General features: G+C 70.7%; 22 protein-coding genes. 17 read left to right on the forward strand and 5 right to left on the reverse strand.

The window, feature by feature from the left end; translation table 11 throughout:
- The first annotated feature begins 174 nt into the window (after window positions 1-174).
- The 3 genes from IT184_14160 to IT184_14170 all read left to right on the forward strand — a co-directional run bounded on the left by IT184_14160 (window position 175) and on the right by IT184_14170 (window position 1,937).
- Window positions 175-600 carry a DUF4878 domain-containing protein gene (locus IT184_14160; protein MCC7009946.1) on the forward strand — a complete coding sequence of 142 codons (426 nt, stop codon included), beginning with the start codon at window positions 175-177 and terminating at the stop codon, window positions 598-600.
- A 47-nt stretch (window positions 601-647) separates the two neighbouring features.
- Window positions 648-1,385, forward strand: coding sequence for a hypothetical protein (locus IT184_14165; protein ID MCC7009947.1), 738 nt, complete (start codon window positions 648-650; stop codon window positions 1,383-1,385).
- Between the two features lie 255 nt (window positions 1,386-1,640).
- Window positions 1,641-1,937 carry a YtxH domain-containing protein gene (locus IT184_14170; GenBank protein MCC7009948.1) on the forward strand — a complete coding sequence of 99 codons (297 nt, stop codon included), beginning with the start codon at window positions 1,641-1,643 and terminating at the stop codon, window positions 1,935-1,937.
- Here the strand turns inward: IT184_14170 and IT184_14175 are convergent.
- Window positions 1,882-2,775, reverse strand: a complete 894-nt coding sequence (locus IT184_14175; protein ID MCC7009949.1) for a deoxyribonuclease IV — start codon at window positions 2,773-2,775, stop codon at window positions 1,882-1,884. The genes IT184_14170 and IT184_14175 overlap by 56 nt on opposite strands.
- 68 nt (window positions 2,776-2,843) lie before the next feature.
- On the opposite strand from IT184_14175, the gene IT184_14180 reads away from it, so the two are divergent.
- From IT184_14180 to IT184_14195, 4 genes are all read left to right on the forward strand, one after another.
- On the forward strand, window positions 2,844-4,070 hold the full coding sequence (locus IT184_14180) for a succinyldiaminopimelate transaminase (GenBank protein ID MCC7009950.1): 1,227 nt from the start codon (window positions 2,844-2,846) through the stop codon (window positions 4,068-4,070).
- Window positions 4,051-4,875: a 2,3,4,5-tetrahydropyridine-2,6-dicarboxylate N-succinyltransferase gene (gene dapD / locus IT184_14185; protein MCC7009951.1), complete on the forward strand. Its 825-nt coding sequence runs from the start codon at window positions 4,051-4,053 to the stop codon at window positions 4,873-4,875. The genes IT184_14180 and dapD overlap by 20 nt, the downstream gene beginning before the upstream one ends.
- Complete coding sequence (gene dapE, locus IT184_14190; protein ID MCC7009952.1) at window positions 4,872-6,008, forward strand: succinyl-diaminopimelate desuccinylase; 1,137 nt, start codon at window positions 4,872-4,874, stop codon at window positions 6,006-6,008. The genes dapD and dapE overlap by 4 nt, the downstream gene beginning before the upstream one ends.
- 220 nt (window positions 6,009-6,228) lie before the next feature.
- Window positions 6,229-6,858, forward strand: coding sequence for an NADPH-dependent F420 reductase (locus tag IT184_14195; GenBank protein ID MCC7009953.1), 630 nt, complete (start codon window positions 6,229-6,231; stop codon window positions 6,856-6,858).
- 228 nt (window positions 6,859-7,086) lie between these two features.
- Here the strand turns inward: IT184_14195 and IT184_14200 are convergent, their stop codons facing one another.
- On the reverse strand, window positions 7,087-7,905 hold the full coding sequence (locus tag IT184_14200) for a metallophosphoesterase (protein MCC7009954.1): 819 nt from the start codon (window positions 7,903-7,905) through the stop codon (window positions 7,087-7,089).
- A gap of 88 nt (window positions 7,906-7,993) precedes the next feature.
- Between IT184_14200 and IT184_14205 the strand changes: the two genes are divergently transcribed.
- Complete coding sequence (locus tag IT184_14205) at window positions 7,994-8,773, forward strand: hypothetical protein (GenBank protein MCC7009955.1); 780 nt, start codon at window positions 7,994-7,996, stop codon at window positions 8,771-8,773.
- 89 nt (window positions 8,774-8,862) lie between these two features.
- Here the strand turns inward: IT184_14205 and IT184_14210 are convergent, their stop codons facing one another.
- Window positions 8,863-9,951, reverse strand: a complete 1,089-nt coding sequence (locus IT184_14210) for a site-2 protease family protein (GenBank protein MCC7009956.1) — start codon at window positions 9,949-9,951, stop codon at window positions 8,863-8,865.
- A gap of 120 nt (window positions 9,952-10,071) precedes the next feature.
- On the opposite strand from IT184_14210, the gene IT184_14215 reads away from it, so the two are divergent.
- Window positions 10,072-10,692, forward strand: coding sequence for a flavin reductase family protein (locus IT184_14215; protein MCC7009957.1), 621 nt, complete (start codon window positions 10,072-10,074; stop codon window positions 10,690-10,692).
- A gap of 71 nt (window positions 10,693-10,763) precedes the next feature.
- Here the strand turns inward: IT184_14215 and IT184_14220 are convergent, their stop codons facing one another.
- The gene (locus tag IT184_14220) at window positions 10,764-11,393 is read right to left on the reverse strand and encodes a cysteine hydrolase (protein ID MCC7009958.1); all 630 of its coding nucleotides are present in this window, start codon (window positions 11,391-11,393) and stop codon (window positions 10,764-10,766) included.
- A 393-nt stretch (window positions 11,394-11,786) separates the two neighbouring features.
- On the opposite strand from IT184_14220, the gene IT184_14225 reads away from it, so the two are divergent.
- The 5 genes from IT184_14225 to IT184_14245 all read left to right on the forward strand — a co-directional run bounded on the left by IT184_14225 (window position 11,787) and on the right by IT184_14245 (window position 19,668).
- A complete protein-coding gene (locus tag IT184_14225) occupies window positions 11,787-12,596 on the forward strand; it encodes a phosphatidylinositol-specific phospholipase C/glycerophosphodiester phosphodiesterase family protein (GenBank protein ID MCC7009959.1) in 810 nt (269 codons plus the stop codon).
- Between the two features lie 41 nt (window positions 12,597-12,637).
- Window positions 12,638-13,027 carry a hypothetical protein gene (locus tag IT184_14230; protein MCC7009960.1) on the forward strand — a complete coding sequence of 130 codons (390 nt, stop codon included), beginning with the start codon at window positions 12,638-12,640 and terminating at the stop codon, window positions 13,025-13,027.
- 85 nt (window positions 13,028-13,112) lie between these two features.
- Entirely contained in the window at window positions 13,113-16,694 is a 3,582-nt protein-coding gene (locus tag IT184_14235; protein ID MCC7009961.1) for a CusA/CzcA family heavy metal efflux RND transporter, read from the forward strand.
- Complete coding sequence (locus tag IT184_14240; GenBank protein MCC7009962.1) at window positions 16,691-18,013, forward strand: TolC family protein; 1,323 nt, start codon at window positions 16,691-16,693, stop codon at window positions 18,011-18,013. The genes IT184_14235 and IT184_14240 overlap by 4 nt, the downstream gene beginning before the upstream one ends.
- A 14-nt stretch (window positions 18,014-18,027) precedes the next feature.
- The gene (locus tag IT184_14245; GenBank protein MCC7009963.1) at window positions 18,028-19,668 is read left to right on the forward strand and encodes an efflux RND transporter periplasmic adaptor subunit; all 1,641 of its coding nucleotides are present in this window, start codon (window positions 18,028-18,030) and stop codon (window positions 19,666-19,668) included.
- 21 nt (window positions 19,669-19,689) lie between these two features.
- Here the strand turns inward: IT184_14245 and IT184_14250 are convergent, their stop codons facing one another.
- Window positions 19,690-20,451 carry a rhomboid family intramembrane serine protease gene (locus tag IT184_14250; protein ID MCC7009964.1) on the reverse strand — a complete coding sequence of 254 codons (762 nt, stop codon included), beginning with the start codon at window positions 20,449-20,451 and terminating at the stop codon, window positions 19,690-19,692.
- A 71-nt stretch (window positions 20,452-20,522) separates the two neighbouring features.
- Between IT184_14250 and IT184_14255 the strand changes: the two genes are divergently transcribed.
- The 3 genes from IT184_14255 to IT184_14265 all read left to right on the forward strand — a co-directional run bounded on the left by IT184_14255 (window position 20,523) and on the right by IT184_14265 (window position 22,543).
- Entirely contained in the window at window positions 20,523-21,467 is a 945-nt protein-coding gene (locus tag IT184_14255) for an aldo/keto reductase (GenBank protein ID MCC7009965.1), read from the forward strand.
- A gap of 219 nt (window positions 21,468-21,686) precedes the next feature.
- Window positions 21,687-21,911: a hypothetical protein gene (locus tag IT184_14260; protein ID MCC7009966.1), complete on the forward strand. Its 225-nt coding sequence runs from the start codon at window positions 21,687-21,689 to the stop codon at window positions 21,909-21,911.
- A gap of 20 nt (window positions 21,912-21,931) precedes the next feature.
- The gene (locus IT184_14265) at window positions 21,932-22,543 is read left to right on the forward strand and encodes a DUF2007 domain-containing protein (GenBank protein MCC7009967.1); all 612 of its coding nucleotides are present in this window, start codon (window positions 21,932-21,934) and stop codon (window positions 22,541-22,543) included.
- Window positions 22,544-22,572: the final 29 nt, after the last annotated feature.

Here is a 22,572-nt window from a genome sequence, read left to right on the forward strand (position 1 = left end):
AACCGGCTGCCGGACGGCCGCCGGGCGCTCGCCTCCTCCGCGGCACCGCGGGGGCCGGCGGTGTCGGGACGTGGCGTCGCGGCGAATATCCGGTGCCCGTCGCGAGGTCGGCGTATAGTGCTTCCTTTGGACCACCCCGCCCGTGGTGGTCATGACCCGGAGAATGGAGTCCTTATGCGGCAATCGTGGTTGCGCGTGGTGATCGCCAGCTCGCTCGTGCTCGTCGTGTCCGGTATCGTGTGTGCGGCGCAGGCGCCCGCCGCCGGGGAGAAGACCGCGTCGCAGGCCTATCTCGAGTACCGTGCGGCGTTCGAGAAGGCCAAGAAGGTCGAGGATCTGCTGCCCTACATGGCGGCGGCGCGACGGAAGGACATCGAGAGCACGCCGGCCGGTGAGCGCGGCAAGATGTTCGAGATGATCAAGATGTTCGACACGAACCGGAACGTCAAGATCCTCAAAGAGACGCGCTCGGGCGCCACCGCGACGCTGAGCGTCGAAGGCACGGACGAGGGTCAGAAGGCCACCGGGACGATCACGATGGTGCGCGAAGGCACCGCCTGGAAGGTCGACAAGGAGGACTGGAAATCGTCTCTCCGCTAGTCCTGCTGCTCGCGCTCGCGGTCCAGGCCGCGGGGCGCGAAGGCACCGTGACCGGGACGATGACCTTCAACGGCGTCGTCGTCCCGGTCCGCCACGTCTACGCGTCGGCTCAGACGGGCTTCTTCGATCGGAACGCCGAAGACGTGCACGTGCTCTTCAGCGACCGGCCGATCGACGACGCGAGCCGCGCCGATACGTTCGAGCTGCTGAAGCTCGCCCGCGAGGCGCGCGCCCACATCGTGGAGGTCGTGATCGATGCGGCCGGCCGTCCGATCAGCGGGTCCATCTACGTGCCCGAAGCGGACGGCATGATCTCGGCCGCCGGGATGCACGTGTTCACGCGCGACACGCTCGAGCCGCGCCGCATCGCGGGACGGCTGACCGCTGGCGAGCCGCGGACGTTCATGGGCCTGACCTGGCAGTACGACGTCACGTTCGCCGCGCCGATTCCGCGGCCGCCGACGCCGGAAGAGTTGGCCGCGGCGCTGGCCAGCCCTCCGGCCGAGGCGGCAGCGCGCCACGTGGCGGCGGTTCGCGCGGGTCAGTTCGACGTCTTCCTCTCAACGTTGACCGCCACGGCCGGCGCGCCGTACCGCGCGGCTGACGGGCGGGCGGCCTTCGATCAGCTCGGCCGCGACATGCCGGCCGACAGCCGCGTCGTGTCGCTCGAGCCGCAGACGGACGGGTCCGTCATCGCCAACGTCGAAGGGCACGACCGCGGCATCGTGGTCGCCTACCGCCTGCGAATGGTGCGCGACGGGACGGCATGGAAGGTGGGCGAGTAGGGAATCGTCGTGCACCATCTGTCTGAGGGGGCGCGCCATGCCTCGTGTGAGGGCCGCTCTCCTCGTGCCCCCGTCCGTCGCCGACACCCCTTCGCCGATGGCATCCTCTGTGCTCTACCTTCGCGGAACGCACGTGACCGTGACGGGATCGACGCGCGGATTGAGCCCGTCGGCCGCAGCCGAGAACACTCGCCTCCGCGGGCTCGGTTCCGCCGGCCACGTCACCGCGAGCAGCAGCGGCACGAGGAGTTGACCATGTTCGACGACGGAACCGACGACGCCGAGTTCGAGGCCGGCCTGATGATCGGCATCGCGATCGGCGCCACGATTGCGCTGTTCTACGCGCCCGCGAGCGGCGACGTGATGCGGCGAAGGCTCGACACGACCTTCCGCCGCCTGCGCAACGACGTCACAGAGCGGTACCTGCAGATCGAGCGGGACGTTTGCCAGCAGATCGATCAGGTGCAGCAGGCGCTCGAGCACGTGACGAGCGACATCAGGCAGGCGAGGCACCGTCTGCTCGGAGCGCCCGCAACGCCGCAAGATTCCTGACGTCCAGCGGGTCGAGCACGATGGCGCCCGGCGGCGTGGACCGCGTCGTCTTCGCCGTCTCGAGCAGCAGCGGACGCCCGGCGAGCCGGCCGTCGCCGAGCAGCCGCCGAAACGGCTCGAGGCCGAGGTGGCCCTCGCCGATGTGCGCGTGGCGATCGACACGGCTGCCGAGCGGCGTCTTGGAGTCGTTCGCGTGGAGCGCGCGCAGCCGCGCCAGACCGATCGTGCGGTCGAACTCCTCGAACGTCTCGGCGTAGCCGGCGGCCGATCGGATGTCGTACCCGGCGGCCAAGAGATGGCACGTGTCGAGACAGACGCCGACGCGCGGGTCACCCTGCAGGTGCTGCAGAATCGTCCCAATCTCGTCGAACCGATGGCCGATCGTGCGTCCCTGGCCGGCCGTGTGCTCGAGCAGCAGCATGGCCCGCTGCGCCGGCCGTGCCTCGAATGCGGATCGGATCGCGTCCGCCACGAGGCGGAGTGCAGCGTCGACCGCGCCGCTCGTGCAGGCGCCGGGATGGAGCACGACGCCCATGAGCCCGAGCGTGTCGGCGCGATCCAGCTCGTCGACGAGCGCGGCGATCGACTGCTCGCGCAGCGCTGGCGTCGCGGTCGCGAGATTGATCAGATAGCTCGCATGGGAGACGACGGGTGAAATCCCGGTTTCGTCGATGCGCCGGCGAAAGCGGCGGACGTCGGCGGCGTCGAGCGGGCGCCCGCGCCACTGGCTCGCGTTCTTGCTGAAAATCTGCAGCGCCTCGCAGCCGTGCAGGGCGGCGCGTTCCACGGCGTTCGCGACGCCGCCCGCCACCGACATGTGCGCGCCGATCCTCAGCATGGCGCGACGGCCTGCACGCGGCGCCCCGGCTCGGGTATGCTGACCGTTCCGCCCAGGGGCGCACGCGCGTGAATCCGAATCTGCACGATCTCCAGCCGTATCCTTTCGAGAAGCTCCGGGACCTGCTGCACGGCGTGACGCCGGCGGCCATGCCGCCCGTCCGGCTGTCGATCGGCGAACCGCAACACGCGACGCCCGCGTTCATCCGGGCAGCGCTCGTCGAGCATCTCGACGGCCTGGCCATCTACCCGACGACGGCCGGCATGGACCGCCTGCGCGAGGCGATCGCCGAGTGGTGCGTGCGGCGGTACGGCCTCGCCCGGCTCGATCCCGGCGCGGAGGTGCTGCCGGTGAACGGGTCGCGTGAGGCGCTGTTCGCGTTCGGGCAGTGCGTGACGGCCGGCGGCCCTGGCGCGCTCGTCGCGTGCCCGAACCCGTTCTATCAGATCTACGAAGGCGCCGCCCTGCTCGCCGGCGCACGGCCGGTCTTCCTCGACCAGACGCCGGCGAACGGCTTCGGCCTGGATCTCGATGCGCTGTCGGCCGACGTCTGGCAGCGCGTGCAGCTCTTCTACGTCTGCTCGCCGGGCAATCCGACGGGCCGCGTGCTCACGTTGCCCGAGTGGCAGGCCCTCTTCGAGCTGTCCGATCGCTACGGCGTCGTCATCGCCTCCGACGAGTGCTACTCGGAAATCTACTTCGACGAAGACCGGCCGCCGCTCGGTGGGCTCGAGGCCGCGCACCGGCTCGGCCGCAGCGACTTCCGCCGCCTCGTGGTGTTCTCGAGCCTCTCCAAGCGATCGAACGTGCCCGGCCTGCGGTCCGGGTTCGTCGCGGGAGACGCCGCGATCCTGCGCGAGTTCCTGCGTTACCGTACGTATCATGGGTGCGCGATGAGCCCGGCCGTGCAGCACGCCAGCCTGGCCGCGTGGCGCGACGAGGCACACGTGCGCGAGAACCGCGCGCTCTACCGGCGGAAGTTCGACGCGCTCGTGCCGATGCTGCAACCGGTGATGGGCGTGACGCGGCCGGATGCCGGCTTCTACCTTTGGGCCCGCGTCCCGGCCCCCTGGGGCGACGCGGACGATCGGTTCTCGCGCGATCTGCTCGCCGCGACGAACGTCGCCGTTCTGCCGGGCCGCTACCTGGGCCGCAATGCCCACGGAACCAACCCGGGCGACGGCTACGTGCGGATGGCGCTCGTCGCCTCGGTCGACGACTGCATCGACGCGGCGCGCCGGATCGTGACTTTTGCGCAGTCGGAGCACAGCCGCTATGCAGACACACGCGCTTGAGCCGCTGATCGACGCCGCGTTCGACGCGCGCGCGACGCTCTCGCCCGCGACGGCCGATCGGCAGCTCGCCGGCGCGATCGAACAGGTGATCGCCGACCTCGACGCCGGCCGCCTTCGCGTCGCCGAGAAGATCGACGGCACGTGGGTGACCCACCAGTGGATCAAGAAAGCCGTGCTGCTGTACTTCCGGACGCACGACAACCGCGTCATGGAAGGCGGCGAGACGCGGTACTTCGACAAGGTTCCCCCGAAGTACGCGGCATCGACCGAGGCCGACTTCCGCGCCGGCGGCGTGCGCGTCGTGCCGCCCGCGGCGGCGCGCCGGGGCGCGTTCGTCGCGCCGAACGCGATTCTCATGCCCTCCTACGTGAACATCGGCGCGTACGTCGACGAGGGCACGATGGTGGACACGTGGGCCACGGTCGGGTCGTGCGCGCAGATCGGCAAGCAGGTGCACCTGTCGGGCGGCGTCGGCATCGGCGGCGTGCTCGAGCCGCTGCAGGCGACGCCGACCATCATCGAGGATCACTGCTTCGTCGGCGCCCGCTCCGAGATCGTCGAAGGCGTCGTCGTCGAAGCGCATTCGGTGATCTCGATGGGCGTGTACATCGGGCAGAGCACGAAGATCTACGACCGCGCCACCGGCCAGGTCTCGTACGGCCGCGTGCCGTCGGGATCCGTCGTCGTGCCCGGCAGCCTGCCCGCGCCTGACGGCAGCCACTCGCTGTACTGCGCCGTCATCGTCAAGCGCGTCGACGCCCAGACGCGCGCCAAGACCTCGATCAACGAGCTGCTTCGCTCGTGAGCCGGCCGGCAGATACGCTCGCGCTCGCGATCGACCTGCTCGGCCGGGCGTCGATCACGCCGGCCGACGCCGGCTGCGCCGATCTGATCGCGTCGCGGCTCGCGGCGGCCGGCTTCACTTGCGAGCGGCTGGATCGCGGCGGTGTGACCAATCTTTGGGCGCGCCGGGGCGCCGGCCGGCCGCTCGTGTGCTTCGCCGGCCACACCGACGTGGTGCCGCCCGGCCCGCTGGATCGATGGACCAGCGAGCCGTTTCGGCCCACCGAGCGCGACGGTCTGCTGTACGCGCGCGGCGCGTCGGACATGAAAGGGCCGCTTGCCGCGGCCGTCACCGCGATCGAGCGCTTCGTCAGCCGGCATCGGGCCGCGGGCGGCTCGATCGCGCTCCTGACGACGTCCGACGAAGAGGGAGACGCCGTCGACGGCACCGCCGCCGTGGTGGACGCGCTGCGCTCCCGTCGCGAGCACATCGATCACTGCATCGTGGTCGAGCCGTCGTCGACCGAGCGGCTGGGCGACACCATCAAGCACGGCCGCCGAGGATCGCTCAGCGGCGCGCTCACGGTGCGCGGCGTCCAGTGCCACATCGCCTACCCGCACCTCGGGCGGAACCCTGTTCATCTCGCAGCGGAGGCGATCGCGGAGCTCGTCTCAGCCGAATGGGATCACGGCGACGAGGACTTCCCGCCGACCAGCTTCCAGATCTCGAACGTCCACGCCGGTACCGGCGCGACCAACGTGGTGCCGGGCACGATGAGCGTGCTCTTCAATTTCCGATTCTCGCCGGCGTCGACCGCCGAAGCGCTGCAGGGCCGCGTGCGGGAGACGCTCGATCGGCACGGGCTGGACTACGACCTCGAGTGGACGCTCTCGGGCACGCCGTTCCTCACGCGCCGAGGCACGCTCACGAGCGTGGTCTCCGAGGTGATTGGCGAGATCACCGGCGTGACGCCGGTGCTGTCCACTGGCGGCGGCACCTCGGACGCGCGGTTCCTCGCGGCCATCGCCGGCGAAATCGTCGAATTCGGTCCGAGCAGCGCGTCAATCCACAAGGTCGACGAGCACATCCGCATCGGCGACCTGGATCCGCTGTCTGCCATCTACGAGCGCGTGCTCGAGCGCCTGCTCCTCTGAACGGGACGACACGGAGCCTGCGGCCGCTGCGGCGACCTCGGCCCGGCGCGCGACGACACGCCGGTCACGCCACCGACCATCGCGGGCCCACCGCCTGCGACGAGAGGCGGAGAGGCGTGCCCGCACTCTCGAACACGTCATGCGGATCGGGAAATAACGCGGATGCGACCATTGCGGGCGTTCGGTACCGCGGGCGATGATGACGCCTGGAGGTGGCATCGTGCAGATTGGGCTCATCGGTGCGGGGATGATCGGCTCGACGCTGGCGAAGCTCTGGGTCGACGCCGGGCACGAAGTGATGCTCTCGTCGCGCCACCCCGACGAGCTCCGGGCGCTGGCCGATCGGATTGGCGATCTGGCGTCCGTCGGCACGCCGGCCGAGGCGGCGCGCTACGGCGAGACCGTGCTGCTGACCGTCCCGCTCGGGGCGGTGCCGCAGCTCGCCGCTGAGCTGGCGCCGCTCGTGGCGCGCAAGGTCGTGCTCGATACCGGCAATGCGTACGAGAACCGCGATGGTGCGATCGCGCGCGAAGCAACCGCCCATCCTCGCGGCTCGGCGGGGTGGGCGGCGGCTCAGTTCCCGGGCGCGCGATGGGTCAAGGCGTTCAACACCGTCTACTTCAAGGTCATGGAGATCGAGGCGCATCGCGAGGGGGATCGCATCGGCATCCCGCTCGCGTCGGACGATCGAGACGCGCTCGACGTCGCCGCGGCGCTCGTTCGTGACGCGGGCTTCGATCCGGTGATCGTGGGTCCCCTGGCGCGCGGGCGCGAGTTCGAGCCCGGCACACCCTGCTACAACACCGCGATGACGGGTGCGGATCTGCGCCGGTTCTTCCCGCCCGCTTGAGGCTGCCATCGCGCGGTGCACGTCCGTGTCGTCTGTCGCATGGCTCCTCCCGCCTCGAGCAACGCACGACGACCTCGGTTGTGGCCGCCACGTGGTGGCCGAGCACGTCGCGTGGCTCGTCCCACTTCGACCAAAGCCACGACCGGCCAGCGATCCCGGCACCTCGCCGTTGTCGGCGACGCGACCCTGGTGGCGCGCGTTCCTGGGTTCGAGAGGCGCTGGCGATCGTCACGGAGTGCCCGACGTCGACGTCGGCGTCGCCTCGTCGGCGAGCGGATCGCCGTCGCTGCCAGCCGTCCCGCCCGGCCTGAACTCGATCACCTTGAACGGCCGATCCGGCGTGAGCCGCTCGAGCAGCGGCAGCGACACGTTGTAGACCGGCGCGCCCGACGACGTGCGGCCCTCGGGATGGCCGCGATGGGCGTGCCCGTGAAACACGACCGACACGGGCAGCCGGTTCAGCGGATCCTCGAGACGGCTCGATCCGAGGAACGGATAGAGTTCCTCCGGCTCGCCGGCGACCGTCGCGGCAATCGGCGCGTAGTGCAGCACGGCGACGCGATCGGCGGTCCGCAGCCGGGCGAGCGCGGTCTCCAGCTTCAGCGCCTCGTTCAGCGCCTCCTGCACGAACTGCTTGATGACTGGCTCGCCCCACGACCCCAGCGCGCGGCGGCCGAACCCGCCGCCGAACCCTTTCACGCCGGCGAAGCCCACGCCGTGGATCTCGCACGAGTCGCCGTCGAGGACGATGATGCCGGCGTCGCGCAGGATGTCGCGCACGGTCGACGGATCGCCAGACTCGAAGTCGTGGTTGCCGAGCACACAGACGATCGGGAGGCTGAGCTCTTGCGACAGCTCGCGCGCGAGCGCGCGCGCTTCGTCGGGCAGGCCATAGTCGGTGAGGTCTCCGCAGACGACCAGCACGTCGGCGGCTTCGGCGATGGCGGCGAGCGTGCGCTGCAAGCGGCTCGGTGAGTAGCGGCCGTAGTGCAGGTCGCCCGTGGCTGCTACTCGGACGACCGGCAATCGAGGTCTCGCGGGTGCCATCGTCATGCGCTCCGATGTAGCAAGACACATGCCCCGTCGACACGTCCGTGGTACGTGAATTGCGACGACCGGCGGGGTGAGTCATCCGGTGCCGTTCTACCGTGCTGTGTTGCGGACGCTGAAGGCCGAGGGCCTTCCGTTCCTCGTCGGCGGCACGTACGCGATGGCGCACCACACGCAGATCCATCGCGCGACGAAGGACCTGGATCTGATGGTCATGCGCGAGGACTGGCCGGCCGTGGCGCGCGCGCTCCGGCGCGCCGGCATCTACACGCGGCTGCCGTTCCCGCACTGGCTCGGCAAGGCCATCAGCGGCAGCGGCCTCGTCGACATCATCTTCAGCAGCGGCAACGGCCTCGTGCCGGTCGAACACGGATGGCTGGAGCGGGCCGTCGATGCGCGCGTGCTCGGATTTCGAGTGCTCGTGTGCCCGCCAGAGGAGCTGCTGTGGAGCAAAGCGTTCATCATGGAACGCGAGCGGTTCGACGGCGCCGACGTGCTGCATCTCGTGCTGCGCGCCGGCCGCTCCTTCGACTGGCCCCATCTCGTGCGCCGCTTCGCCGGGCACGAACGCGTGCTGCTCGCGCACCTGCTGCTCTTCGGTTACGTGTATCCCGGCGAAGCGGCGATCGTGCCCGCGTGGGTGCTGCGGCAACTGGCCGCCGCGCCGATCGAGACGGCGCCGCCCGGCCTTCGGCTGTGCCGGGGGACGCTGCTGTCGCGCGCGCAGTATCTCGTGGACGTCGAGCGCTGGGGGTTCATCGATCCGCGCGTCGAGCCGCTCGGGCGGATGAGCCGGCGCGAGCAGGCGATCTGGACGAACGCCATTCAGCAGCACTGGTCACGCCGCGCCCGGCCGGCCGTCTGATCGCGTCGACATCGGCGCGCGTCGTGGTCCGAGGTCCGATCGGCGCGCACGACATCGGCGTCGAGATCGCCGGCGCGTGACGGCGCGCGTCAACGCGGCGTCGAGCGGCCGGCGGCCGCCTGCACGCTCACGAGCTCGCCGACGTTCTCCATCGTGAGCAGGCCGACGAGCGTGCCGTGCTGCAGCACCGGCATCGTGTGGCAATCGCAGCCTTGCAGCCGGGCCACCGCGACCTCGATCATCTCGGCGACGTCGGCCGCCGGCACCTCGCGCCGCATCACCGCGCTCACCGGCGTGTCGCGCGGCAGCCGCTGGAGCGCCGCGAGCAGATCGGCGCGCGAGAGCATGCCGGCGACGCGGCCCTGCTCCACGACGGGAAAGTCGTGCTGCGCCCCCGACAGCAGGAGCGCCACCGCGTCGTCGAGCGAAGAGGAGGGCGCGAGCGTCCGGAAGTCGGTGATCATCGCGCGCGCGAGGGGCATGCCGCCGAGCGCCGCGCGCATCTGCGTCAGGGCGGCCTCCTGCGACGCGCCAATCCAGACGAACAGCGCGATGAAGATCAGCATCGGATTGCCGAAGAGACCGAGCAGCCCGAAAACGAGGGCCATGCCCTGGCCGATCGACGCCGCCCGCTGCGTCGCGCGCGCGTAGTCGGTGCGGAGCGCGAGCACGGCCCGCAGGACCCGGCCGCCGTCCATCGGAAACGCCGGCAGCAGGTTGAAGACGGCGAGGAAGCCGTTGACGAGCATCAGGCGCTGGAGCAACGGGCCCTGTTCGGTGGGATCGCCGGGGAGAGGCGCGAGCGATCCGGTGGCGAACAGCACGACGAAGAGCGCGCCGGCGATGACGACGTTGACGGCCGGACCCGCCAGCGCGACCCACAGCTCCTGCCGCGGGTCGTCGGGCATCCGTTCCAGCCGCGCCACGCCGCCGATCGGCAGCAGCGTGATGTCACGCGTCCTGATGCCGAAGCGGGCCGCCGTGAGCGCGTGCCCCAACTCGTGCAGCACGACGCAGCCGAACAGCGCGAGCACGAAGACCACGCCGGCGAGGGCCGACGCGGGACCGTCGCCCGCCTGCCAGTGGCCGAGCGCCACCCACAGGATCAGGATCAGAAACGTCGCGTGGACGTAGACCGCGATCCCTGCGACGGTGCCGATCCGCGCCGCCCATCTCATGCGAGCTCATCCCATCATAGCGGCCTTCGCGCGCCGGCCGGCGTCGGGCGCGAGGCCTCGATCGCGCGGCGCACGGCGGCCGCTGGATCCTGCCGCGAGCCCGGCGCATACTGATCGGCCATGGACCGCGAGATGTACTACTACGAGCCCTCGTCGGGACACGGGCTCGCGCACGATCCGCTCAACTCGATCGTGGCGCCGCGGCCGATCGGCTGGATCTCCTCGCGCGGCGCCGACGGCAACGTCAATCTCGCGCCGTACAGCTTCTTCAACCTGTTCAACTACGACCCGCCGATCATCGGCTTCTCGAGCAACGGCCTCAAGCACACGGTCAGCAACGTCCGCGAAACCGGCGAGTTCTGCTGGAACATGGTCACGCGGGCGCTGGCCGAGGCGATGAACGCGACGTCGGCGAGCGTGCCGGCTGGCGTGAGCGAGTTCGACGTCGCGGGCCTCACGCCCAAGGCGTCGCGCCGGATCGACGTGCCCTGGGTCGCGGAAAGCCCCGTCGTGTTCGAGTGCCGCCGGACGCAGATCGTGCAACTGCACACGGCGGCCGACGTGCCGATCGGCACCTGGCTCGTGATGGGCGAGGTGGTCGGCGTGCACATCGCCCGCGATCTGCTGGCGGACGGCGTCTACGACACCGTTGCGGCCGGCCCGATCGCCCGCGGCGGCGGCCGCGGCGACTACTTCGCCGTCAGCGAAGACGTGCGCTTCAGGATGTCTCGGCCGCGCTGAGCTGCGGTAGGCGTGCGGCACTCGCGACCGTCCCGGCGGCGGCGCGCCGCACGCTCGGCGCGCGGCGGCCGCTACGACACGAGCGCGCCGCGCCACTCCTCGACGATCTGATCGGCCGTTCGCATCTGGCGTGCAGCGTCGTTCGCATACCAGGCGGCGAAGTACTCGAGCCCCTGGCGATGCGCCTCGTCGGTGAACGCGTCGAGCGCGTCGGTGATCCACACGAGGTCGTAGCCCCGCTGGAACGCGTCGCCCGACGTGTGACGCGCGCAGCAGTCCGTGTGCAGACCGGTGATGTAGAGACGTTCGATGCCTCGTGCGCGCAGCTCGGCGTCGATCGCCGAGCTGACGAAGGGGCTGTAGGTCTGCTTCTCGATCACGAGGTCGCCGGGACGGGGCGCGAGCGCCGGCACGATCTGCGCGTTCCACGTGCCCTTCATCGCGTGCGGCGGCCATTTCGCCAGCTCGCTGTCGCCTTCGCGATGCGCATCCGTCGCGTACACGACCAGGACGCCGGCCTGCCGTGCCGCCTCGACGAGACGCGCGAGTCTCGGGACGATCGCCTGCGCCCGCGCCTGGTACGCCGGGCCGCCGGCATCGGCGATCACGCCGCCGGAAAACACGAAATCATTGGCCAGATCGATGACGAGCAACGCGCTCTTCGCTGAATGCCGGGTGCTGGACGACACATCGCCTCCCATTGGTGAAGACCCGCCGTGCGAGGGGCCGTTTGGGCAACGCCTTGGACGCCGAGTCTGACGTCCGCTCTCGCCGGGCGCGGATGACCGCATGCCGCGGGCACGATGCGCGCCCCGCGGCGGTGACACGTCCATGGTAAGCGATCGGCGGGCCGCGCAGATCAGTCGAGCGCACGAGTCGTCGACGAGGGCGCGCGGCTGCCGATGACCGCGGGCGAGCGTGCAGCCACCGGCCCCGCATTCGCCGATACCCTGGAGCGGATTCCACGTCATGACCGATACTGAGCTGCGTTTCCGGAATCGCCAGGGCCGGCGTTCGACGAGCGAGCCGTCGGCCCAGTGCAGCAGGTCCAAGCGATCGCGCGGGATGGGCGGGATGGAATGATGAGGTGCCGCATGCTGACGCTCTGTCTGTCGTGGCTCGCCATCGTCGCCCCGGCCGCTGTTGGCCAGTCGATGGGCCGGCCGGATGCGCCGCTGCCGCGCGCGCACGCGCACAACGACTACGAGCACGCGCGGCCGCTCTTCGACGCGCTCGCGCACGGCTTCGCGAGCGTCGAGGCCGACGTGTGGCTCGTCGGCGGCCGGCTGCTCGTCGCGCACGACCGAGAGGCCGTACGTGTCGACCGCACGCTCGAATCGCTGTATCTCGATCCGCTTCGCGAGCGCGTCGCGGCGCCGGGCGGCCGTCTCGGCGGCGCCGGTGCTCCGTTCCTGCTGTGGATCGACGTGAAATCCGAGGCGGAGCCGACCTACGCCGCACTGCGCGACGTGCTCGCGCGGTACGACGGCATGCTGACGACGTTTCGGACCGATGGCGTCACCGAGGGCGCCGTCACGGTCGTCATCTCGGGCAACCGCGCGCGCGAGACTCTCTCCGGCGAGACGCTGCGCTTCGCGGCGATCGACGGCCGCCTCGCGGACCTCGAGACGTCGCCGCCGGCATCCCTCGTGCCGGTGATCAGCGACAACTGGCAGAACGTCTTCGCCTGGCGCGGGGCCGGCGTGATGCCGGACGACGAGCGCGAGAAGCTGCGCGCCATCGTCGCGCGGGCGCACGGTCAGGGCCGGAAGATCCGGTTCTGGGCCATCCCAGACACGCCGGCAGGCTGGCAGGTCTGCCTGGATGCCGGCGTCGATCTCATCAACACGGACGATCTGCCGGGGTTGCAGGCGTTCCTGATGAGGCCGGCGTCGAACGACTAGACGCTTTGACAGGTGCAGGTACGGAGCGCATGCTAGGGGAGATGGCTGTCGTCCGACGCCTCGCCGTGCTCGCGGTGCTGCTGGTCTTCACGACAGGCCATGCCGGGCTCTGTGGCGTGGCGGCGTCGTTCGCACGACAGACCACGACGACGGCGGCCGCGTCCACTTGCCCTCTCCATCGGCCCGAGCCATCGAGGCCGTCGATCGCAGCGGGTGGAGACACCGCGGCGATGAGTTGCTGCGCGCCCGCTGAGCGCCGCGAAGACACGCACGCGGCGCCGCCCGTCACGACGGCGATGTCGGGCGAGCCGGCCGATTACCGGGTCGGCCTCGTGCTGCCCCTTCCGCCGCCCGACATCGTCCGGGCGCCGGATGATGCGCCGCCGAAAGCCGTCGCGACCTACCTGCTCCTCTCCGTCTTCCTCGTCTAGTCACGATCGTCGCGTCTCTCTTGCCCGGCTTCGCCCGGGCGTGGACGGGCGCGCGCGTGCGCGCGCCTTGGCGCGGTCGTGACCCATGATCAACCGACTCATTCATCTCGCGCTCCGTAACCGCTTTCTCGTCATCGTGATCTACCTGGGCCTCGCCGCCTGGGGCTGGTGGGCGCTCCGCGCGACGCCGGTGGACGCGATTCCCGACCTGTCCGAGAACCAGGTGATCGTCTTCACCGAATGGCCGGGACACAGCCCGCAGGAGGTCGAGGATCAGCTCACCTATCCGCTGACCACCGGACTTCAGGGGCTGGCCGGCGTTCGTGTCGTGCGTTCGCAGTCCGCCTTCGGCTTCTCGATGGTCTACGTCGTGTTCGACGACGGCGTCGACACGTACTTCGCGCGGACGCGGGTGCTCGAGCGCATGAGCCTGGTGACGACGCGGCTGCCCGCCGGCGTCGTGCCGACGCTCGGGCCCGACGCCACCGGCGTGGGGCACGTGTTCTGGTACACGGTCGACAGCGATCGCCACTCGCTTCGCGAGCTGCGCAGCCTCCAGGACTGGTTCATCCGGTACCAGCTCAACGCCGTGCCGGGCGTCGCCGAAGTCGCCTCGGTCGGCGGCTTCGTTCAGCAGTACCAGATCGACGTCGATCCCAACCGGCTGCGCACCTACGACCTGCCGCTCGGCGCCGTCGTCGCCGCCGTCCGCGAGAGCAACGTGAACGTGGGCGGCAACGTGCTCGATGCGAACGGCGCATGGCTGATCGTGCGAGGCGTCGGCCTGATCCGCTCGATCGACGACGTGAAGCGGATCGTCGTCGGCGCGGCCGGAGGCGTGCCGATCTACGTGGAGAACGTGGCGGACGTGCGGCTCGGCGACGCCTTCCGCACGGCCGCGCTCGTCAAGGGCACGCGCGAAGCCGTCGGCGGCGTCGTGGTCGCACGGACCGGCGTCAACACGAAGCAGGTGATCGATGCCGTGAAGGCGCGCATCGCGCAGATCGCGCCCGGCCTGCCGCCCGGCGTGGCGATCGTGCCCTTCTACGATCGCTCGGCGCTCATCGAGCGATCGGTGGACACGCTGCGGACGGCACTCCTCGAGGAGATCGCGCTCGTGACGCTCGCGCACGTGCTGTTCCTCATGCACGTCCGATCGATCCTCATCGTCACGCTGCCGCTGCCGCTCGCGGTCCTGATGTCCTTCCTGGGCCTCTATTACCTCGGCGTATCGGCCAACATCATGAGCCTCGCCGGCATCGCCATCGCGATCGGCGTGCTCGTGGACGCCGGCATCGTCGTCACCGAGAACGCGTTCAGATTCCTGGAGCAGCGGCACGTGGATCCTCGGGACCGGCCGCGCGTGTGGGCCACCGTGCTCGAGTCGACCCGGCTCGTCGGCCGGCCGGTCTTCTTCTCGATGGCGATCATCCTGCTGGCCTTCGTGCCGGTGTTCGCGCTGAGCGGCCAGGAAGGGAAGCTGTTCCATCCCCTCGCGCTGACCAAGACGGTTGCGGTGCTGGCCGCGGCCGTCGTCGCGGTGACGCTGGTGCCGGTGCTCTGCACCGTGCTGCTCGGTGGCCGATTCCACCGCGAAGAGGACAACCCGGTGATGCGCGGGTTGCGACGCGTGTACGCGCCCGTTCTGGACCTGGCGCTCGGGCACGGCGCCGTCACGATCGTGATCGCGGCCGTGCTGTTCGCCGGAGCGATCGTGGCCGCGCGAGGGCTCGGCCACGAGTTCATGCCGGCGCTCGACGAGGGCGATCTCATGTTCATGCCCATCGCAGACCCGAGCATTTCGCTCGACGAGGCGGCAGCGATCGCCTCGCGGCAGAACGCCGCCCTGCTCGGCGTGCCGGAAGTGGCGTCGGTCGTCGCGAAGGTCGCGCGAGCCGACACGTCGACCGATCCGGCGCCGCTGAACATGACGGAGACGATCGTGCGCCTCGAGCCCAAGGCCGCCTGGCGGCCCGGCATGACCGTCGAACGGCTGCGCCGCGAGATGAGCGACGCCGTGCAGTTGCCTGGCGTGTCGACCATCTGGACGATGCCGATCATCAATCGCATCGACATGCTGACGACGGGCATCCGCTCCGAGGTCGGCGTGAAGATCTTCGGCACCGACCTCGACGAGCTGGAACGGACGGCGCGATCGATTGCCGGCGTGCTGCGTCGCGTGCCCGGCGCGGCGAACGTGTACCCGGAGCAGGTGACGAGCGGCCAGTACCTGAACGTGACGATCGACCGGGCCGCGGCGGCACGCCATGGCATCGGCGTTGGCGCAATCCAGGACGTGCTCGGCACGGCCGTCGGCGAGACGACGCTGACGATGACGATCGAAGGCCGGCGGCGGTTTCCCGTACGTGTGCGGTACGGCCCGGAATTCCGCGGCGATCCGGCGGCGCTCGGCCGCGTGCTCGTGCCGGCTCCCGGCGGCGCACAGGTGCCGCTCGCGCAGGTCGCGCGCCTGGAGCACGTGCGCGGCCCCGCCATGATCTCGTCCGAGAACGGGCTGCTGCTCGCGACCGTTCTGCTCAACGTCCAGGGACGCGACGTCGGCGGGTTCGTCGAGGACGCGAAGGCGGCCGTGTCGGCCGTGCCGCTCCCGGCCGGCTACTACCTGGGCTGGAGCGGACGGTGGGAGAACCAGGTGCGCGCGCGCGAGCGGCTCGGGCTCGTCGTGCCGCTCGTGCTGGTGGTCATCTTCGTGCTGCTCTTTCTCACCTACGGATCGTTCGCCGAGGCGGCACACGTGCTGCTCGCGGTGCCGTTCGCGCTCACCGGCGGGATCTACTTCGTCTGGCTCATCGGGTACAACGTCTCGGTCGCCGTGTGGGTCGGCTTCATCGCGCTGTTCGGCACCGCCGTGCAGACCGGCGTCGTGATGGTGATCTACCTCGACCAGGCCGTGGCGAGAACGCGCGCGGCGCACGGCGGCGTGCTCACGCGCGCGCTCCTGCGCGACGCCGTGGTCGAGGGCGCGCTCCTGCGGCTGCGGCCGAAGGTCATGACGGTGTCGACCATCGTGGCCAGCCTGCTGCCGATCATGTGGAGCACGCGCGCGGGTGCCGAGGTGATGAAGCCGCTCGCCGCGCCGGTGCTCGGCGGGATGGTGTCGTCGCTGCTGCACGTGCTCATCGTCACGCCCGTGCTGTTCTTCTGGCTGCACGCGCGTCGCCTTCGGCTCGAGCCCGAGCCGGCGACGCCGGCGGTACACGAACGCCGCGTTCCGCGCCGGTGGCGGGCCGCCGCGGTGATCGGTGGCGTGGTCCTGGCGTTGTGGGGTTGGATGGCGCTCCGCGACGACGCGGCGAGCCCGACTGAAGGATCCGGCGCGGTCGTGACGACCGTGCGCGCGGGTGACCTGGACGTCGTGCTGCGGAGTCCGGCCGGCGCACTCCGCCAGGGCCGCAACGACTTCGTGATCGAGTTCCGCGAGGCGGACGGCGGCGTCTTGCGCGACGTCGGTGCGGTGCACGCGAGCGCCGGCATGTCGATGCCCGGCATGACGATGTCGGGCGGGCTCGAAGTGCGGCGGACCGGCGTTCCGGGACGCTACGCGATCGTCGGCGACTTCGGCATGGCCGGCACGTGGCATTTCGCCGTGGAGTGGGATGGGCCCGGCGGCCGGGGCACCGCGAGCTTCGACGGAGGTGTGCAATGAGCGCGCGCTGGATCGCCGCGATGGCCGGCGCCGTCGTGCTCTCTGCGGCCGCGCCGGCGGCGCAGGCGCCGCACGTGACGCCGTCGGCACTGCGGTATGTCGATCCGGTCGACGGCCTGTCGCTCGAACAGGCGATTGCCGACGCTCGCGCGCGCGAGCCGGGGCTGCAGGCCGCGCGGACGGTCGTCGACGTGGCCCGCGGGCAGCGCGCTCAGGCGCGATTGCGGCCGAACCCGTCGGTGTCGTTCGAGCAGCGGACCGAGCCCGCCGGCCGCGATCGGCAGACGACCGGGAGCGTGGAGTGGCCGCTCGATCTGTTCCGGCGTGCCGGCCGGGCGCGCGTTGCCGACGAGCAAGTCCGCGGCGCGGCGCTGGAGGTGGCGAACCGCGAGCGGCTGTTCGCGGCCGACGTCCGCGCGCGGTACGGCGAGGTGCTCGCCGCGGTCCGCGAGCTGGGCATTCTCGACGATCTCGTCGCCACGACCGCGCGGCAGCTCGAGCTGCTGCGCGCGCGCGTGGAGGAAGGCGCGTCGCCACCGCTCGACCGCGACCTCGTCGAACTGGAGCTCAGACGTCTCGAGTCCGACCGGGCGATCCAGGTCGGCCGCGCGGATCTCGCGATGATCGAGCTCAAGCGGATGCTCGGTCTCCTACCGGACGCCGCGGTGAAGCTGCGCGAGCAGTTGGAGGACGCCGTCGGCGGCGGGCCCGCCGTCGCCGCAGGCGTCGACGACGCGCGGGCCGGCGTTGACCGTGCCGATGTTCAGGAGGCACGGGCACGCGTCGGCCTCGCCGATGCGCGCATCGACGTGCTGCGGCGCGAAGCGCGCATCGACGCCCGCCTGTTCGCCAGCTACATGCGGATGGACGCCGGGTTCCCTCAGCGGGGATTCACGGCCGACGATCGGCTGGAGCCGATTCGGGGCGTCTTCCACTACGTCGCGTTCGGTGCGGCCGTCACCGTGCCGATCCTCGATCGGAATCAGGGTGCGGTCGCGGCCGCTCGCGCCGCGAGGAACGGGGCCGCGGCCGACTACGAGGCCGCACGCCTGACGGCTGCCGCCGAGATCGCCGCGGCGCGCGCCCAGGCGGCGCAGGCCGATGCCGCCGTCGCGCTCTTCCGCGATCGCGCCAGCGCGCTGGCCCGGCAGACGCTGTCGGTCGTCACGCAGAGCTATGCGCTCGGCCGGATGACGGTGTTCGACGTTCTGGCGGAGCAGCGACGGTTCCTCGACGTCGAGCGCGCCTACACCGCGGCGTTGCGCGCGGCGTTCGAGGCGCGAACGGCGCTGATGCGCGCCGTGGGAGGGGCGCGATGAACGGCGAGCGGCGCGTGAGCCTGCATCCTGTGGTGGCGGCCGGCGCCGCCGCGGCGCTTCTGCTGGTGGGAGCTGTCGGCGCCTACCTCCTTCTGATCGGCCGGCACGAGGTGCCGGTGGCTCCGCCGGTCACGGTCGGGCCGTCCGCGAGCACCGCGCCGACGTCGGTGCCGGCGCCTGCTCCGTCAGCGTCGACATCCGAGCCGCGGGGCGCGTCGCCCGCGTCGACGCCTGCCGAGGAGCAACGGCTTCCGGACGTGGTCGTGCCGTTGTCTCCGGAGGCGGCGGCCCGCGCGGGCATCACGACGACGCGCGCATCCGTGCGGCGCGCGTCGAGCGCCATCAGGATCCCGGGCGTCGTCGAAGCCAACGCGTACCGGCAGGTGGCCGTGACGCCGCTCGTCGCAGGCCGGGTCACGTCCGTCGCCGTCGATCTCGGCGATCGCGTGCGGCGCGGGCAGACGATGGCGGACGTCTACAGCCCCGAGCTCGCCGAGGCGCAGACGCGGTATGTCTCGGCGAAGGCCGAGCTGGAGGCGCACGATCGCGCGCTGCAGCGCACGGAGCGTCTCGTCGCGATCGGCGCCGCCAGCCGGCAGGAGCTCGAGCGCATCCATGCCGAGCACACGGCTCAGACCGCCACCGTGCAGACCGCGCGCACGAAGCTCGCGCTGCTCGGCATGTCCGAGCCGGCGCTCGATGCGTTGGCGCCGGGCAGGCCCGTGGACGCCACGACCACCGTGCCGGCGCCCATCGACGGCATCGTCACCGAACGCGTCGCGAATCCCGGGCTCAACGTGGACCCGTCGATGAAGCTGTTCACCGTCGTGGATCTGTCCACGGTGTGGGTGATGGCGGATCTCTACGAGCGCGACTTCGCGCACGTCCGCATCGGCAGCGCCGCGACGGTGACGACGAACGCGTATCCGGGTCGGTCGCTGCACGGGCGGGTCGGCTACATCGATCCGCAAGTGAATCGCGAAACGCGAACGGCCAGGTTGCGGATCGAGGTGCCGAATCCCCGCGGCGAGCTGCGGCTCGGCATGTATGCCGACGTGGTCGTCGGCACGAGCGAGCCGCGGGACGTGGTCGTCGTGCCGCGCGGCGCGGTGCAGCACATCGGGGGCCGCACGGTCGTGTACCTGGCGAACGCGTCCGCGCCCGGCCGGTTCGTCGAACGTGACGTCTCGATCGGTCGAGTCGGGGCGGACGAGATCGAAATCGAAGCCGGCGTGCAACGTACGGACGTCGTCGTGAGCGGCGGGAGCTTCTTTCTCCGCGCGGAACGGGAGCGGCTGGGGCTCGGGCCGGCCGCGCCGTCCGCCTCGCCGGGATCGTCGTCGGCCCGGCCCGCGACGGATGCCGGCGGGCCCGGCGCCGCCGCGGGACCGTCCGTGCAGGAAGCCACCGTGCGAATCGTGCCGGACGGCTTCAGCCCCGCGCGTCTCACGCTGCGTGCCGGGCTGCCGGCGCGCCTCACGTTCATCCGGACGACGGATCAGACCTGCGCCACGGCCGTGGTGTTTCCCTCGCTTGCGATTCGGCGGGAGTTGCCGCTCAACCAGCCGGTCGCGATCGAGATCACGCCGTCCGCGGGCGAGCTGTCGTTCGCCTGCGGGATGGACATGCTCAAAGGAACGATCGTCGTGCGATGACGGGCGGCGTGCGCCGCTGGCTCACCGCCAGCCCGCTTGCTGGGGCCGCCAGACATGCGACCTGTGCGCGAGCGTGCGATCGGGTCGTTGGAAGATCTTCACCAGCACCACGCCGGCGAGGAAGCCGCCGACGTGGGCCCAGAACGCCACGCCGCCGGCCTCGTTCGAGGCGATGCTGGTGACGCCGCCGAAGAACTGCAGCACGGCCCAGTAGATCAGCATCACCCAGGCCGGCAGCGCCATCGAGTACATGAAGAAGCCGAGCGGCACGAGCGTGAACACCCGGACGCGCGGGAAGAGCATCAAGTACGCGCCCATGACGCCGCTGATGGCGCCCGATGCGCCGACCATGGGCGTGATCGAGGACGGCGACGCGAGCACCTGCGCCATCGCGGCCGCGAGGCCGCAGAGCAAGTAGAAGGCGAGGAAGCGCGGCCGGGACATCGAGTCCTCGACGTTGTTGCCGAAGAGCCACAGAAACCACATGTTCCCGATGAGGTGCATCCACGACCCGTGGAGGAACATGGACGTGACGAGCGTCGACATCTGGCGGCCGGGATCGGTGACGCACACCACGCGGTCGCCCATCGGGAATTCCGAGCCCACGGGGGCGGAAAGCGTCAGCTCGCCGGGAATCAGCCCGAGATTGCAGACGGACGCGGCCAACGGCATCGGCGCGCCCGCCCCTTGCACGAAGACCCACGTGCACACGGTGAGGACCACGAGCGCGATCGTGACCCACGCGGTGCGCAGCGTCTGGTTCTCGTCGTGGTAGGGAATCACGGAATCCGCCTTGGCGATGCGTGTGCAGGAGCGACTCAGGTGATGATACGTGAGCGGGGAGGGACTGGAGCATGAGCGCAGAGATTCCGCATCGCATCCTCGGCCACACCGGGGAATCCGTGTCGGCCATCGGCGTCGGCGGCTGGCATCTCGGCTTGAAGGACGTGTCCGAGGCGCTCGCGATCCGGATCGTCCGGACGGCGCTCGACCGCGGGGTCAACTTCCTCGACAACGCGTGGGATTACAACGACGGGCTGAGCGAAGTGCGAATGGGCCTGGCGCTCAGGGATGGCTATCGCCAGAAGGCGTTCGTCATGACGAAGGTCGACGGGCGGTCGCGCTCCGAAGCCGCTCGACAGCTCGACGAGTCGCTGAGACGGTTGGGGATCGACCACCTCGATCTCGTTCAGCATCACGAGGTCATCCGCTTCGAGGACCCTCACCGGATCTTCGACGATGAGGGGGCCCACCGCGCGCTGACGGACGCGCAGCGAGCGGGCAAGGTGCGGTACGTCGGTTTCACCGGTCACAAGGATCCCGCCATCCATCTGCACACGCTCGACGTCGCCCGGGCGCACGGGGTGCGTTTCGATGCCGTCCAGATGCCGCTGAACGTCATGGACGCGCACTATCGGAGCTTCGAGAGGCTCGTGCTGCCGGCGTTGCTGCGCGACAACGTCGGCGTGCTCGGCATGAAGTCGATGGCCAACGGCATCATCCTGCGCTCGGGAATCGTGTCGGCCGTCGAATGCCTGCAGTACGCCTTGAACCTCCCCACGTCGGTCGTCGTCACCGGGATGGAGTCGATGGCGATGCTCGACCAGGCCTGTGACGTCGCGCGGTCGTTCAGGCCGCTCGACGATGCGAGCGTGCGGTCGCTGCTGGCTCGAACGGTGGCGGCCGCCGCTGACGGCGCGTACGAGCCGTTCAAGGTCTCGTCGCTTTTCGACGCGACCGCCACGCACCCGTCCTGGCTGGGCGAGGAGCCGCAACGGCTGCGTGATTTGATTGCGTAGTCGCATCGCACGGCGGCTCACCGCCGCTGGCCCGCAGACAGGCCATGCGCGTCTCGTGCTGGCGAGGCTCTTGCACCATGAGGTGCGGAGGGAAGCATGGCGAACCGTGTGCAACGCGATGTGCACCCACGTTCCACTGATAGGGCGCCGCACGGCAGCGAAGGCGATGCCGAGCAGCCGCCGCCGAGACGCCGCGGCGGGCAGGAACTTCCGGATGACGTGCAGGACCGGCCAGAGCAGAATGCGGGGTACGACGCCGCCGTCCGGCAAGGCGCGCCCGGCACGACGCGCGACGACCTGAACGTCGAGGCGTTGCCTGGCGATGCCGCCGATCTGGCTGTCCACGAGATCGACGAGCACGACACGCTGCCGGCGGCGAGCGCCGACGACCGGGCCGAACGCGAGGCGATCGCGGAAGTCCGTCGCCGCGAGCGGCGCCGATGATGCCGAAGGAGGCTCCTCAGATGACATCCGACCACGACCAACCCGATCCGCAAGAGGCCCTCATTCCCGTCTGGCGCACGACCGAGGCGACCGTCGTTCCACACGTGCTCGCGGCGCTCGAGCAGGCGGGGATCGAGTACATGGTCCAGGATCGCGGGCTCGCGTCCGAGTTGATCGGCCATCGATCGACGCTCACCGTCGGTGAAACGGCTCCGCCGCTCTCCGTGCTGGTGCGGGAGGAAGACGAGGGCCGGGCGCGCGAGATCATCACCACGCTGCTCTCTCCCGTGATCTCCGGGCCGATTGCGATAGCGGCCGACGAGCAGCCACCGCTGCCCGCGGCGCCGGTCGGGCCTGGTCCGACGGCCCGCTCGGCTGGCGCATCGGATGGCGCGCTCGAGCTGGTCGACTCCCGGACGGGCGCGGTGATTGGCCGAATCACCGACGCGCAGCTCGCCGAGCTGACGCGCCATCTCGAGCTCGAGTCGGTGGACGACACGGACGTCTACATCGATCAGCCCACCATCGACATGCTGCGCGCCGCGGGCGTCAACGCGGCGACAGCGGACCTGCTGACGCGTGCGCTCGGCGCGAGCGAGGGTGTCGACGTTCGGTGGGTGCGGCGGCGGTGAACGGCCCGGGGTAGGACGTCGCGCGCGCG

It is taken from the genome of Acidobacteriota bacterium, from assembly GCA_020853395.1.
In the GTDB taxonomy this organism is placed as follows: Bacteria; Acidobacteriota; Vicinamibacteria; order Vicinamibacterales; family SCN-69-37; genus JADYYY01.